This is a genomic window from Chryseobacterium sp. 'Rf worker isolate 10' (assembly GCF_050753305.1).
GTDB lineage: Bacteria > Bacteroidota > Bacteroidia > Flavobacteriales > Weeksellaceae > Chryseobacterium.
Genome location: NZ_JBOZOF010000003.1, coordinates 737,431 through 751,693, shown reverse-complemented (window position 1 = coordinate 751,693; position 14,263 = coordinate 737,431). Strand labels below are relative to the sequence as shown.

12 protein-coding genes and 1 riboswitch are annotated in these 14,263 nt (G+C 37.1%); of the genes, 2 read left to right on the top strand and 10 right to left on the bottom strand.

The window, feature by feature from the left end; genetic code table 11:
- Positions 1 to 268 precede the first annotated feature (268 nt).
- The 3 genes from cysS to folE all read right to left on the bottom strand — a co-directional run bounded on the left by cysS (position 269) and on the right by folE (position 2,964).
- Positions 269 to 1,735 carry a cysteine--tRNA ligase gene (cysS, locus tag LKL37_RS17830; protein WP_431611814.1) on the bottom strand — a complete coding sequence of 489 codons (1,467 nt, stop codon included), beginning with the start codon at positions 1,733 to 1,735 and terminating at the stop codon, positions 269 to 271.
- A gap of 125 nt (positions 1,736 to 1,860) precedes the next feature.
- Complete coding sequence (locus LKL37_RS17825) at positions 1,861 to 2,292, bottom strand: DinB family protein (protein ID WP_431611813.1); 432 nt, start codon at positions 2,290 to 2,292, stop codon at positions 1,861 to 1,863.
- Between the two features lie 3 nt (positions 2,293 to 2,295).
- Positions 2,296 to 2,964, bottom strand: a complete 669-nt coding sequence (folE, locus tag LKL37_RS17820) for a GTP cyclohydrolase I FolE (RefSeq protein ID WP_047376638.1) — start codon at positions 2,962 to 2,964, stop codon at positions 2,296 to 2,298.
- Positions 2,965 to 3,064: 100 nt separating this feature from the next.
- Here folE and LKL37_RS17815 point away from each other — a divergent pair, with 100 nt between their 5' ends.
- Together LKL37_RS17815 and LKL37_RS17810 are read left to right on the top strand one after the other, a co-directional pair.
- Positions 3,065 to 4,216: a hypothetical protein gene (locus LKL37_RS17815; RefSeq protein ID WP_431611812.1), complete on the top strand. Its 1,152-nt coding sequence runs from the start codon at positions 3,065 to 3,067 to the stop codon at positions 4,214 to 4,216.
- 91 nt (positions 4,217 to 4,307) lie between these two features.
- Complete coding sequence (locus tag LKL37_RS17810) at positions 4,308 to 4,991, top strand: hypothetical protein (RefSeq protein WP_431611811.1); 684 nt, start codon at positions 4,308 to 4,310, stop codon at positions 4,989 to 4,991.
- A 52-nt stretch (positions 4,992 to 5,043) separates the two neighbouring features.
- Here the strand turns inward: LKL37_RS17810 and metF are convergent, their stop codons facing one another.
- From metF to LKL37_RS17775, 7 genes are all read right to left on the bottom strand, one after another.
- Positions 5,044 to 6,003, bottom strand: coding sequence for a methylenetetrahydrofolate reductase [NAD(P)H] (gene metF, locus LKL37_RS17805; protein WP_431611810.1), 960 nt, complete (start codon positions 6,001 to 6,003; stop codon positions 5,044 to 5,046).
- Positions 6,004 to 6,010: 7 nt separating this feature from the next.
- Positions 6,011 to 8,671 carry a methionine synthase gene (gene metH, locus LKL37_RS17800; protein ID WP_431611809.1) on the bottom strand — a complete coding sequence of 887 codons (2,661 nt, stop codon included), beginning with the start codon at positions 8,669 to 8,671 and terminating at the stop codon, positions 6,011 to 6,013.
- 97 nt (positions 8,672 to 8,768) lie between these two features.
- A complete protein-coding gene (locus tag LKL37_RS17795) occupies positions 8,769 to 9,791 on the bottom strand; it encodes a homocysteine S-methyltransferase family protein (protein WP_431611808.1) in 1,023 nt (340 codons plus the stop codon).
- Positions 9,766 to 10,152, bottom strand: coding sequence for a four helix bundle protein (locus LKL37_RS17790; RefSeq protein WP_431611807.1), 387 nt, complete (start codon positions 10,150 to 10,152; stop codon positions 9,766 to 9,768). Before LKL37_RS17790 ends, LKL37_RS17795 begins: the two co-directional genes overlap by 26 nt.
- A 28-nt stretch (positions 10,153 to 10,180) precedes the next feature.
- Positions 10,181 to 11,341 carry an O-succinylhomoserine sulfhydrylase gene (locus LKL37_RS17785; protein WP_431611806.1) on the bottom strand — a complete coding sequence of 387 codons (1,161 nt, stop codon included), beginning with the start codon at positions 11,339 to 11,341 and terminating at the stop codon, positions 10,181 to 10,183.
- A gap of 96 nt (positions 11,342 to 11,437) precedes the next feature.
- Positions 11,438 to 12,976 (bottom strand): ACT domain-containing protein, encoded by a 1,539-nt coding sequence (locus LKL37_RS17780; protein ID WP_431611804.1) that lies wholly within the window; start codon positions 12,974 to 12,976, stop codon positions 11,438 to 11,440.
- Positions 12,976 to 13,920, bottom strand: a complete 945-nt coding sequence (locus LKL37_RS17775) for an alpha/beta fold hydrolase (RefSeq protein WP_431611803.1) — start codon at positions 13,918 to 13,920, stop codon at positions 12,976 to 12,978. The genes LKL37_RS17780 and LKL37_RS17775 overlap by 1 nt, the downstream gene beginning before the upstream one ends.
- Before the next feature lie 61 nt (positions 13,921 to 13,981).
- A riboswitch (SAM riboswitch) is annotated at positions 13,982 to 14,088 on the bottom strand.
- Positions 14,089 to 14,263 lie beyond the last annotated feature (175 nt).

Genomic DNA, 14,263 nt, shown 5'->3' with positions numbered 1-14,263 from the left:
AGCCGGGTGGGTTTGAGCGTCGGAGAGCACTGGCGCGAGGAGTATGAATGGATAGCAGGATGAAGCTCCTGAGAATGCTGGAGAGGAGGAGTGATTGAGAGTAAGATGGGAAAGCGAAGGGACGAGAGGGTTAAGTGATAGCTTTCTGTATGAAGGATCAGAAATGGAAATCTGATATGTTTTCAGGGGAGGGAATAAAAAAAACATTCCGTAAGAATCCTTTATATAAGGAACTCCTACGGAATGGGTATAAAACGAAGTTATATTTTTAGTTCAGGACGTATGATGTTCCGTCTCTTCCATCTTTTAATTCGATTCCTTCTGCAAGCAGTTTGTCTCTGATCTGATCTGAAAGATCAAAATTTTTGGATTTTCTTGCCTGATTTCTTAATTCGATCAAAACCTTCAGGGTCTGATCCAGCTTTTCATTGTTGTTTTCTTCTACAGTCTGCAATCCTAAAACGTCAAATATAAAGGCATTTAATGTTGACTTTAAATCTTCAAGATCTTCTGTTGAGATTGTTTCTTTACCATCGTTTAAAGCAAAGATGTATTTCACAGCTTCAAACAGGTGAGCAATCAGGATTGGCGAATTGAAGTCGTCTGTTAAAGCATCATATGCTTTATCTTTCCATTCTTTCAGGCTGAAACCGGATTGTTTTGTATCATCAGGAGTAATTGCATTCAAAATTTTTACAGCTTCCATTAATCTGATGAATCCTTTTTCGCTGGCAATCATGGCATCGTTTGAAATATCCAAAACGCTTCTGTAATGTGCCTGCAGGAAACAGAAACGCACGATTGAAGGGTGGAAAGGTTTTTCAAAGAAGTCATTATCTCCGGTAACCAATTGCATTGGAAGGATATAATTTCCTGTAGATTTACTCATACGCTGAGAATTCATCGTCAACATATTGGCGTGCATCCAGTAATTTACCGGTGCTGCATCATTGCAAGCTTTCCCTTGTGCGATTTCACATTCATGGTGAGGGAATTTAAGATCCATTCCTCCTCCATGGATATCGAATGTTTCACCTAAATATTTAGTACTCATTGCAGTACATTCAAGGTGCCATCCCGGGAAACCTTCTCCCCAAGGGGAATTCCATCTCATGATGTGAGCTGGGGATGCTTTTTTCCACAATGCAAAATCCTGTGGATTTTTCTTTTCTCCCTGCCCGTCAAGGTCTCTTGTATTGGCGAAAAGTTCTTCTATATTACGTTTTGAAAGTTCACCATAGTTCAAGCCTCTTCTGTTGTATTCTAATACATCGAAGTACACAGAACCGTTGCTTTCGTAAGCAAAGCCTCTTTCAATCAGCTTTTGCGTTAATTCGATCTGCTCTACAATATGTCCTGTAGCGGTAGGTTCGATGTTTGGAGGAAGCAGATTGAACATATCCAATACTTTGTGGAAATCTACGGTGTACTTCTGTACAATTTCCATAGGCTCCAGCTTTTCAAGTCTGGTCTGCTTTACGAATCTGTCATTATCTACGTTTCCGTCGTCGGTAAGGTGACCTGCATCGGTAATATTTCTTACGTATCTTACTTTATACCCCAAATGCACCAGGGTACGGTAAATAAAATCGAAGGAAAGGAAAGTTCTTACATTTCCCAAATGCACATTGCTGTACACGGTAGGTCCGCAGACATACATTCCGACATTTCCTTCTAAGATGGGTTTGAATATTTCTTTTTCTGCAGTAAGCGAGTTATATATTTTTAATTGCATTTATTTTTAAGTTAAAAGATTTAATGATTTTAAAGATTCAAAAATTAGTTAAAAAATTATTCTGTCACAACAAATAATTGTTGTGATAAAAATCTTATGTGAAACTTTTTTAAATTTTATCATAATTAAATCGCTTTTAAATGATGCTGTAGGTGATCTACATAATCATCAATAATAAACTCCAGCGTATAAATCCGAGGTTCTGTTTTGGTGGTATCGCATGTTCTTTGCAATGCTTCATCGGGGATATTTTCCACGATATGAACAATCTGATAGTTCAAAGACTTCCACAGGTCAATAAGATCTGAAGTAGGAACATTCTGATAGTTCTGAGCTTTTACCCAGAAATTCTGATCATATACAATATTTTCATTCTCTTTATATTGGGTCACAACAAATCTACGGATATTTGTAAAAGCACTGTCACAAAGATGGCCAATAATTTCTTTTTTAGACCATTTTTCTGAAGAACTTCTATACGACCATTCTTCTTCCGAGATATTTTGGAATCTCTGAAGCTCGGCATCAATAATATTTTTAAGGACCTGGTAGTTCATTGTTTAGTAATCCAGTTTTGCATGGCTTCCTACATAATGTAAGAATTCCTGTCTTGTAATAGGGTTTGTTCTGAAAATACCGCTCAATTCTGCAGTAATGGTAGAACTTGCCGTATCTTTTATTCCTCTGCAGTTGACACAAAGGTGCTTTGCATCAATAATACACGCGACATCTTTTGTTCCCAAAGCTTCTTTCAAAGCATCTACAATCTGCATGGTAAGCCTTTCCTGAACTTGTGGTCTCTTCGCATAGTAATCCACAATTCTGTTAATTTTTGAAAGACCGATTACTTCCCCATTGGAAATATAAGCAACATGGGCTCTTCCTATGATAGGTAAAAAGTGGTGTTCGCAGAAAGAATATACGGTGATATCTTTCTCTACCAGCATTTGGCGGTATTTGTATTTATTGGAGAAAGTGGATATTCCTGGTTTGTTTTCAGGGAGCAGTCCTCCGAAAATCTCATTCACATACATTTTGGCAACACGTCTTGGAGAGTCTTTTAGAGAATCATCCGTCATGTCCATTCCTAATGTTTCCATAATTTCGCCAAAAAGCTCGGTAATTTTTTCAATTTTTTCCTGTGGCGATTTATCAAAAGCATCTTTCCTTATAGGCGTATGTTCTTTTCCAGTGAAAATATCATCGTCGTTATCAGTAAAATCAACCATTTTTATTTAATTTGCAGCAAAAATACGGATAATATCTATTTCTCTATTTTAAATAAGATGAAAAACATTATCTTTTATAGCTATTCTGATTAAAAAGCCTATGATTATTGTCGAAGAAGTACAAAACACACTCCATAAAAAAGAATTTCTAGAATTTCCAGCCCGTCTTTATCAATCCGACAAAAATTATATCCGCCCTTTAGATAAGCATATTGAGGAGATTTTTGATCCTGAAAAAAATAAATTCTTTAAAAACGGGGAATGTAAAAGATTTTTGTTTAGAAAGAATAACAAAACGGTTGGTAAAGTAGCTGTTTTTGTGAACGGTTGTTATGAGCAGAAGCAGCCTACGGGAGGAATTGGTTTTTTCGACTGCATTCATGACCAGGAAACTGCCAATTTTATTTTTGACCATTGTAAAAAATGGCTTCAGGAAAAAGGAATGCAGGCAATGGATGGCCCAATCAATTTTGGGGAGCGGGATAAATTCTGGGGGCTTTTGATTGAAGGTTTTGCTGAGCCTTTGTTTGGAATGAATTATAACTTCCCTTACTACAAAGATCTTTTTGAAAATTATGGATTTAAGATTTATTTTGAACAGCTTTGTTTTACAAGACCTGTTTTTGCAGAAGTTTCAAGGATTTTTACGATTGCCCATGAAAAGAACAAAAGAAATCCTGCTATTTCGGCTCAGCCTATGAAAAAGAATAATCTGGCGAAATTTGCAAAAGATTTTACTGAGGTTTATAATAAAGCATGGGCATCTCATGGGGAAGGAAAACATCTGGAAGAATCCAAAGTTCTGAAAATGTTCAATACGATGAAACCTATCATCAATGAGCATATTTCCTGGTTTGTCTATGAACATGATAAACCTATTGCAATGTGGATCAATATTCCTGACCTCAACCAATGGTCTAAATATCTGAATGGAAAGTTCGGGATTTTTGAAAAAATTAAATTTTTGTTTTTAAAACGTTTTAAAAAGAATGAGAAAATGATGGGGCTCGTTTTTGGTGTAGTTCCTGAGTGGCAGAAGAAAGGCATTGACGGATATATGATCTGGGAAGGGACTCAACATTTGAGAAAACATACAGATTTTACTATTACGGAACTTCAGTGGATTGGTGATTTTAATCCGAAAATGATCAAGATTGCAGAAACTCTTGATACCAGTATTACCCGAAAACTGGCGACCTACAGGTATTTATTTGATAGAAATAAAGAGTTTGAAAGACACCCGGACTTATAGATTAAGAACAATTATTTCTTTTCACATAAATTGATGGAATAGTTGTATTTTTGAAAGTAAATTTTTAATAAACTAAATAAAACCATATACAATGAGAAAAATCATTATAAGTATCTTATTAGTATCATTCATTCCTCTTTCTGCACAGCAGATGACTACATTGAGCTATGACGGATCACGATTACTGAATCACACGTTTTATCAAAATGGAGATTCAACCGGTAAGGGAATCAGCTATGATGACATACAGGGGACTCCTTACTATGACAAAGCATTTTCGCCTGCTAAATTTATTGTTGCAGACAGAGCTGAAAATGCTGTAGCACGTTATAATATGTATTTTGATGAAGTAGAGTTCAAGAAGGATGAAGAAACGTATTCTTTAGTTCCGGACAGTCCTTTTACCAGAATTGAATTTACCAGAACAAAAGAGACATTGGTAAAGCTGGACACTGGTGATGATTTAAAAGGATATTTCTTTGAATTGGCAGGGGGTAAAAACGGACTTTATAAAAAACTGAAATCTCAATTTAAAAATGCTGTTGCTGCAAGAAATTCATATGAAATGGACAGACCAGCAATCTTTAATACACTGGATCCGGTTTATTATATCAAGACAGAATCGGGATATATTAAAAACCCAAAGAAAGTAAAAGAGATAACAGAAGCTTTTCCTGCGAAAAAAGATGATATTGAAAAATTCGTAAAATCGAATAATATTAAAATAAATAGAGAAGCAGACCTCATCAAACTGGTTAAGTTCTTAAATCAATAAAAAATAAACCCCTGTGAAATTCACAGGGGTTCCTTCATTTTTGGTACTTTTATTAGAATAGCTCACCGGCTACTTTTTTAATGTTATCACTTTTCCCCATTGAGTAAAAGTGCAGTACAGGAACTCCGAAATCCAGAAGCTCTTTGCATTGTGCAATGGCCCACTCTACTCCGATCTGCTTTACAGCTTCATTATTCTTGGCATTTTCCACTTCATTGATCAGTTCTTCGGGAAGATCTATTTTGAATACCTGTGGCAGGATTTTCAAGTGCTTCTTTGTCGCTATAGGTTTGATTCCCGGAATAATCGGAACCGTGATTCCCATTTCTCTTGCTTTCTGAACGAATTCAATATACTTTTTATTGTCAAAGAACATTTGAGTAACAATATAATCTGCTCCGGCATCAACTTTTTGTTTCAGCCACTTCAGGTCATAATTCATGGAAGGGGCTTCCATATGTTTTTCCGGATATCCGGCGACACCAATGCAGAATTTATTCAGTTCATCACATGCCTGTTCTTCGTTATGAAGATATTTTCCTCTTCCGAGATTATTAATCTGATTCACAAGATCCATGGCACTTGGATGTCCTCCCTGAGTAGGTTCGAAATACTGATGTCCTTTCATGGCATCTCCTCTTAAAGCCATAACATTATCAATTCCGAGATACATACAGTCTACCAGCAGATATTCTGTTTCTTCTTTCGTGAATCCTCCACAAAGAAGGTGTGGTACTGTATCTACATTATATTTATGTTGAATAGCGGCACAAATTCCCAAAGTTCCAGGACGCATTCTTGTAATACGGCGTTCCATGAGACCATTTCCTTTATCCAGATAGATATATTCTTCTCTGGATGTGGTAACATCAATGAATGGTGGTTTGAATTCCATCAACGGATCTATATTGGTATAGAGATCTTCAATCCCGATTCCTTTCTGTGGCGGAACAACTTCTAAGGAGAATAAAGTTTTTCCATTAGCGTTTTTAATGTGTTCTGTTATCTTCATGTTAATTTTAATCTGCTAAGTTTGGCGACAACCACTTTCTCGCTTCTTGAATGCTGCAACCTCTTCTTGCTGCATAATCTTTAAGCTGGTCTTCTGTAATTTTTCCTAATCCGAAGTATTTGGCATGCGGGCTTCCGAAATAATATCCGGAAACAGACGCTGTTGGGAACATGGCAAGGCTTTCTGTAAGGAAAACGCCAGTATTTTCTTCTACTTTTAATAGATCCCAGATTGTTTTCTTTTCCAGATGGTCTGGACAAGCCGGGTATCCCGGAGCCGGACGGATTCCTTTGTATTTCTCGGCAATCAATTCTTCATTGCTTAAAGCTTCCTGATTGGCATATCCCCAGTATTCTGTTCTTACTTTTTTATGTAAAAATTCGGCATAAGCCTCTGCAAAACGGTCTGCCAGAGCTTTTACCATGATGGAATTGTAATCATCATTGGCTTTTTCGTATTCATTAGACAGTTCATCGGTTCCAAAGCCGGTGGTTACACAGAATGCTCCCACGTAATCAGTTTTTCCAGAACTTTGAGGGGCGATGAAATCACTTAGAGCCAGATAGTCTTTTCCTTTTGATCTCTGAGCCTGTTGTCTTAAAGTTAAAAACTTCGCCTGCTCATTATTATTTTCGTCAAAAATTAAGATATCATCCGATTCATTGGAATTGGCTTTAAAGATTCCGAAGATGGCTTTTGCTGTCAATAGCTTTTCATCTAAAATCCTCTTTAGAATAACCTGAGCATCTTTGAATAATTCTTTCGCCTGTGCGCCCACTACCTCATCTTCTAAGATATTCGGGTATTTCCCGTGAAGATCCCAGCTTCTGAAAAACGGAGACCAGTCGATGAAAGGAAGAAGTTCTCTCAGATCCTGATTTTCGATTACTTTTATTCCTATCGTATTTGGGGTAAAGATTTCTTCGTTTTCCCAGTCAATTTTAAAATGATTTTCTCTTGCTTCTTCAATGGAAACATAATCTTTGTCTACCTGTCTGTTCAGGAACTTTTCTCTGAAGTCGGAGTAATCATTCTTTAAATCCGAAACATATTCTTTATTTCTGTCACCCAACAATGAGCTTACTACGTTTACGGCTCTTGATGCGTCATTCACGTGAACGACAGCGTTTTTATATTTTAAATCGATTTTCACAGCAGTATGTGCTTTGGAAGTTGTAGCACCACCGATTAATAAAGGAAAATCTAAGTTTTGTCTTTCCAATTCTGAAGCGATATACACCATTTCATCCAAACTTGGTGTAATCAGCCCGCTTAATCCTATCACGTCTACTTTTTCTGCAATGGCTGTCTGGATAATCTTTTCGGCAGGAACCATTACTCCAAGATCAACTATTTCGTAGTTGTTACAACCCAGAACAACACTCACAATATTTTTACCGATGTCATGAACGTCCCCTTTTACTGTTGCCATTAAGATTTTACCATTAGCTGGTCTTGATCCGTCTTTTTCCGCTTCAATATAAGGTTGTAAATAGGCCACTGCTTTTTTCATTACCCTTGCGGACTTCACTACCTGCGGCAGAAACATTTTTCCGCTTCCGAATAAATCTCCTACCACTCCCATTCCGGTCATCAGATTAATTTCAATGACATGAAGTGGTTTTGCAGCCAATTGTCTCGCTTCTTCTACATCTTCTTCAATGAAACGATCAATTCCTTTTACCAGGGCATAGGTAATTCTTTCCTGCAATGGATTGCTTCGCCATTCAAGATCTTCAGTCTTTTCTTTTTTTACAGATTTGTGCTTTTCAGAATAGTCAAGAAGCCTTTCTGTAGCATCTTCTCTTTTATCCAGAATTACGTCTTCTACAAGCTCCAGAAGTTCTTTATTGATCTCATCATACACCTCAAGCATGGCTGGGTTTACAATACCAATGTTCATTCCTGCCTGGATTGCGTGGTAAAGGAATACGGAGTGCATCGCTTCTCTTACGGTATCATTTCCACGGAAAGAGAAGGAAACATTGCTCACTCCTCCACTTACAGAGGCATAAGGAAGATTTTGTCTTACCCAGCGTGTCGCTTCAATAAAATCGATGGCATTTCTTCTGTGCTCATCCATTCCTGTTGCTACCGGAAATATATTTAAGTCGAAAATAATATCTTCTGCAGGGAAGCCAAGCTGGTTTACAAGGATATCATAGGAACGTTTTGAAATTTCAATTCTTCGTTCAAAACTGTCAGCCTGCCCTACCTCATCAAATGCCATTACAATAACTGCTGCTCCATATCTTTTAATGGCTTTAGCATGTTTGATAAATTCTTCTTCGCCTTCTTTTAAGCTAATGGAATTCACTACACACTTTCCTTGAGCTACCTGAAGACCTGCTTCAAGGATTTCCCATTTAGAAGAATCTACCATGATCGGGATTCTTGCAATATCCGGTTCGGAGGCAATTAAGTTCAGGAATTTGATCATGGATGCTTTACCATCAATCAAACCATCATCAAAATTGACATCCAGAATCTGGGCACCTCCTTCTACCTGATGGCGGGCAATATCTAATGCTTCAGAGAATTTCTCCTCCTTGATCAGTCTTAAAAACTTTTTGGAACCGGCAACGTTTGTCCTTTCACCAACATTGATGAAATTACTTTCCGGCGTTATGATAAGAGGCTCAAGGCCTGATAATCTTAAATATTTCATTTTATTCTTCTAAAATATAGTAGGCATTATTGGCATTCTGCCTCAATAAATTCCAGTATTTGCCTGAAAGTTGCAATCACTGAAAATTTCCCGTATGCTAAATAACATTTTTTAGCAAGTCCCCTGCTTTCCTTGGCGGATACTGTTCTACCAGATCAGCGATCGCTTTAATATGTTCAGGAGTTGTACCGCAGCATCCTCCGATAATATTGATAAGCCCTTTTTCCACATATTCTTTGATCTGTCTTGCCATATCTTCAGGGGTTTCGTCATATTTTCCGAAAGCATTGGGTAAACCGGCATTCGGATAAGCTGAAACATAGAATTCTGAATTATGAGCCAGTGTTTCAAGGTAAGGAGTCAGCTGATCGGCCCCCAGTGCACAGTTGAAACCTACACTTAATAAATTCAGGTGGGAAACTGAGATCAGGAAAGCTTCTGCTGTCTGTCCGCTCAATGTTCTTCCGGAAGCATCGGTAATGGTTCCTGAAACCATGATCGGAATTTTTATTCCTCTTTCATCCTGCAGCTCATCAATGGCGAATAAGGCTGCTTTTGCATTCAATGTATCAAAGATGGTCTCTACTAAAAGGATGTCAGAACCTCCGTCCAGTAAAGCTTCACACTGCTGTTTGTAAGCTACTCTCAATTCTTCAAAAGTGATAGCTCTGTATCCTGGATCATTCACATCCGGGCTTAAACTTGCCGTTCTGTTCGTTGGTCCTATAGATCCTGCTACGAATCTTGGTTTGTCCGGATTTTTTGCGGTGTATTCGTCACAGGCTTTTCTCGCAATTTTTGCAGACTCATAGTTCAGGTCGTATACCAGATTTTCCATATGATAATCTGCCATCGCAATAGTAGTTCCTGAAAACGTATTGGTTTCTATGATATCAGCTCCCGCTTCAAGGTATTTCTTGTGAACTTCTTCAATCGCCTGAGGCTGCGTCAGGGAAAGCAGATCATTATTTCCTTTTACCGGATGTTCCCAGTCTTTGAAACGTTCTCCACGATAATCTTCTTCTTCAAATTTGTATCGCTGAAGCATGGTTCCCATTGCACCGTCAAGAATTAAAATTCTTTCGGATAATGCTTTATATAATTGTTCTGAATTCTTCATTTTCTATCAATTTGTAACAGTTTATAAATCCGATGACCAATTTTTTACATAAGAGGATTTTTTTATTGATGACTTCAAAATCTTCTTTAGAAATGTAATGTTGGTCTAGAGCCCAATGGAAATGAGATTCCAGCTTATTAAGAGATTCTCCTGCGATATGTAGAAACTGTAAAGTATCTTCAGGGGTCTCTCTTCTACTTCCTTCCGTAATATTGAACGAAACTGAAGTTGCTATTCTTCTTATTTGACTTGTTAAAGCCAATAATTCTTCTCCAGGAAAGTTTGTGGTCAAAATATAAGTCAGAGTAACCAACTTTCGCACTTCCCTATAAATTACTAATTCTGTGTAGTCCCTATCCATTTTGGCTGTATAAACTGTAAACGATTAACTAATCTAAAGCCTGTTTCAGGTCTGCAATGACATCTTCTACATTTTCCAGTCCTACTGAACAACGAACCAATCCTGCTGTAATCCCTACTTCATTTCTTTCTTCGTCAGACAGTTTAGAATGGGTAGTGGATGCCGGGTGAGTAACGATCGTTCTTGTATCACCTAAGTTAGCAGATAGTGAGCACATTTGTATCTTATCTAAGAAGTTTCTTCCTCCTTCTATTCCTCCTTTTATTTCAAACGCTACGATATTTCCTCCAAGCTTCATCTGCTTTTTGGCTATTTCATAACTTGGGTGGGATTTCAGGAAGGGATATTTTACCAGTTCAACATTGGGATGGCTTTCTAAAAACTCAGCTACCTTCAATGCATTCTCACAGTGCTTTTCTACTCGGATAGCTAATGTTTCAAGGCTTTTTGATAATACCCAGGCATTAAAAGGAGACAATGCAGGTCCTGTATTTCTTGCAAAAAGATAAATTTCTCGGATAAGGTCTTCTTTTCCTACTGCTATTCCTCCTAAAACTCTCCCTTGCCCGTCAATCAGTTTCGTGGCTGAGTGTACAACAATGTCTGCACCGTATTTGATAGGCTGCTGAAGATAAGGCGTTGCAAAACAGTTATCTACAATAAAAATAAGATTATGTTTTTTAGCGATCTGCCCGAAGAACTCAAGATCCAGAATTTCAATAGCCGGATTGGTAGGCGTTTCAAGGTATAAGATCTTGGTATTAGGTTTAATGTATTGTTCAATATTCTCTGCATCTCCTGCTTTGAAATAAGATGTTTCAATATTCCATTTCGGGAAATATTTGGTAAACAAAGTGTGTGTAGACCCGAATACTGACTGACAGCTTACGATATGATCTCCTGCATTTAACAAAGCTGCAAATGTAGAATAGATGGCTGCCATTCCTGTTGCAAAGGCATATCCTGCTTCTGCACCTTCCATTTTAGCGATCTTGTCTGTAAACTCTGTTACGTTGGGATTAGAGAAACGGCTGTACAGGTTTTTAGGTTTTTCTTCTGCAAAGCTTGCTCTCATATCTTCCGCATCCTGAAATATAAAACTGGAAGTAAGATATAATGGTGTAGAATGCTCATCAAATTGGGTTCTTTCCGTTTGGGTTCTTATTGCTGATGTTTCAAAATTTTCCATATAGTTTTAATTTGTCAATTTAACAGTGTAATCATCAGATTCTTCGCTATGCTCAGAATGACAATTGCAGTAATGACTACACTGTTATATTAAGTATTATTTCGTTTCACTTACTCTTAAAATATCTCCGAATACACCTCTTGCTGTCACCTGTGCTCCGGCTCCGGCTCCCATAATCACGATTGGGTTTTCACCATAGCTTTCTGTATAAATTTCAAAGATTGAATCTGAACCTTTCAACTGTCCTAATGCTGAAGTTGCAGGAACAGAAATCAGTTTTACATCCAGTTCGCCTTTATCTTTCTGTAAATCACCGTGTAGATCACCTACATACCTCAATACATGTCCGGGTTCCTGATTTTCTTTTATTTTCTGATACTCTTCGTCCAGCTCTTCCAGTCTTGACAGGAATTCTGATTTCGAAACCTCAAGTAAGCTTTCCGGAACCAGATTTTGAATATTGATATCTCCGAATTCGTTGATTAAGTCTAATTCTCTTGCCAGGATCAATAATTTTCTTGCTACATCATTTCCAGATAAGTCTTCTCTTGGATCCGGTTCTGTGTATCCTTTTTCCAAAGCTTCATTGATAATGGTTGAGAATTTATCGTCTCTCAAAGAAAAATTATTGAAAACATAACTCAAGGTTCCGGAGAACACTCCTTTGATTCTTGTGATATTTTCTCCTGAAAGGTGTAATAATTTAATGGTATCAATTAACGGTAAACCTGCACCAACATTGGTTTCATACAGATAACGTCTGTTATTTTTACTCAACGTATATCTTAGTTTTCTGTATTCTTCTATCGGAAGGGTATTGAAAATTTTGTTGGAAGAAACAAGATCGAATCCATTTTCTGCTAAAGCATGATAGTTTTTTACAAAATCTTTGCTTGCTGTATTATCCACAACAATTAGATTCTCCAATTGATTTTCATTGGAGAAATTAATCAGTTCTTCTACATTCGATGGATGTTCTGCTGTCAAAACCTCTTCCCCCCAATTGGCATCAAATCCTTTTTTGTTGAAGGCAATTTTCTTTGAATTAGCTACTGCAACTACTTTAAGGTCTATTTTTTTACGCTTTTTAATTTCTTCTGCAGATTCCAAGACCTGTTGTATCAATGTCTTTCCTACGTTTCCATGACCAATGATTGCCAGATGAACTGTCTTTGGTTTTTTGAAAATTTCAGATTCTATAATGTTTCTCGTTTTTTCATCCTGTGAGGAAGTCACTACGATGTTGACTCTGTTTTCTCCTGCTACCTGATTCAAAAGCAATGGGAAAACATTGTTTCTTGCCAGTTCTGCAAAGACTTTATTGAAATCTTCTGCTACAAAACCGATTACAGAAACATTATTGATACTATAGATTTGAGAAACTTTTCCAGATTTTCTTTCTGCTTCGAACTCATCAATAAGACAGGCTACTGCTTTTTCTGCATCAATTTCCTGAACCAGGATAGAAATTCCGTTTTCTATGGCCTGCTGAGAGATTACTCCTACACTGATACGCGCTAAAGTAAGCGCTTTAAAAATTCGTCCATCAATCCCGATTTCTCCCAGGAAATCTTCACCTTCAAATTTGATGATTGATCTGTTCTTCAAAAATTTTATTTCGTTAGCATTTTTCATTACTTCTGTAAAATGTTTTTAATGATATTATTTAATTGTTGATATTCCATTAGGAAGGCATCATGCCCGTGTATAGATTGGATCTCGTGATAAGAAACATCCTTATTTTTCTCTTGTAAGTTTTCAAAACACATTCGGATTTCAGAAGCCGGGAAGAATAAGTCTGTATCTACTGAGATCATGTGCATTCGTGCCTGTATGTTCTCCAGTGCTATTTCATTAGCATTGATATTCATCAAGAGATGATTCATCAGCTTGTATGCTTTTAAACTAAACCTTTCGTTTATCGCATTGCCATGATAAACCAACCAGTCTTCTGATTCCAGGCGTTGTTTGTCCTGATTATATTGGTTTTGAAATCTATCGTTGAGTGACTGTGGAGTTCTGTAACACAACATGGCGTGAATTCTTGCTTTCTGTAATGGTTCCTTTTTATCATTCAATAAAAATTTCTGAACCAGACACTGTGCATGAAGCCAGTCGTGCGTTCTGTAATCACATGCTATAGGAATAAATATTTCTGCGAGATCCGGCTGCTTGGCAAGCATTTCCCAGGCAATCCCTCCTCCCAAAGAGCCTCCGATAATGGCATATAAATTTTTTATATGTAAAGCTTCAAGCCCTTTCAGAAATATCGCTGCGATATCCGAAGGAGTGAAGTCTTCATAGTCTTCAATTAAAAAATCGTCATATCCGTTTCCGGGTATATTAAAGCACAGAACAGTATATTTATCGGTATCTACAATCTGATTTTCTCCTACCAACTGTTTCCACCAGCCATTATCTCCGGATACATTGGAATTTCCGGTAAGAGCATGATTGATTAAAATGATAGGGGCTGTAAACAGATCTTTCCCAAAAAGCTGATAGCTTAACGGGATATGGTATTCCTTTTGGGAATAAGTTTGATACGAAAGATTAATATAGTTTAATTCTGTTTTCAATTCTATTAAATTTTAATACAATTGAAAATGCCACAGGAAATGGCTGAAAAAGAACTTCAGTGAGTTATCTGTCCAAAATACTTTGGTAGAACGTAGCACCTTCTTTGCTTGCGCAAAGGGTTGCTAAGGTTTCATAGGGTCTAATCCCTCAACCTTTCTTGATAACATTTTCAATATTTGAATGAACGAATGATGCAAAGGTAGTTCTTTTCTTTTAATTTCAAAAAAAAATTATTTTAATATTCAAAAAAGCCCTTAAATACAAGTATTTCAAGACTATATTAATAATTATTCAGATGAAAAAAATTGGAATTGCTCCTCAAAAAAACTAACTTCGTGGGGA

Excerpts from the sequence above, each read along its gene's own strand:
- cysS (WP_431611814.1), bottom strand. The coding sequence starts at position 1,735 with ATGCAATTAAAAATATATAACTCGCTTACTGCAGAAAAAGAAATATTC.
- LKL37_RS17825 (WP_431611813.1), bottom strand. The coding sequence starts at position 2,292 with ATGAACTACCAGGTCCTTAAAAATATTATTGATGCCGAGCTTCAGAGA.
- folE (WP_047376638.1), bottom strand. The coding sequence starts at position 2,964 with ATGGTTGATTTTACTGATAACGACGATGATATTTTCACTGGAAAAGAA.
- LKL37_RS17815 (WP_431611812.1), top strand. The coding sequence starts at position 3,065 with ATGATTATTGTCGAAGAAGTACAAAACACACTCCATAAAAAAGAATTT.
- LKL37_RS17810 (WP_431611811.1), top strand. The coding sequence starts at position 4,308 with ATGAGAAAAATCATTATAAGTATCTTATTAGTATCATTCATTCCTCTT.
- metF (WP_431611810.1), bottom strand. The coding sequence starts at position 6,003 with ATGAAGATAACAGAACACATTAAAAACGCTAATGGAAAAACTTTATTC.
- metH (WP_431611809.1), bottom strand. The coding sequence starts at position 8,671 with ATGAAATATTTAAGATTATCAGGCCTTGAGCCTCTTATCATAACGCCG.
- LKL37_RS17795 (WP_431611808.1), bottom strand. The coding sequence starts at position 9,791 with ATGAAGAATTCAGAACAATTATATAAAGCATTATCCGAAAGAATTTTA.
- LKL37_RS17790 (WP_431611807.1), bottom strand. The coding sequence starts at position 10,152 with ATGGATAGGGACTACACAGAATTAGTAATTTATAGGGAAGTGCGAAAG.
- LKL37_RS17785 (WP_431611806.1), bottom strand. The coding sequence starts at position 11,341 with ATGGAAAATTTTGAAACATCAGCAATAAGAACCCAAACGGAAAGAACC.
- LKL37_RS17780 (WP_431611804.1), bottom strand. The coding sequence starts at position 12,976 with ATGAAAAATGCTAACGAAATAAAATTTTTGAAGAACAGATCAATCATC.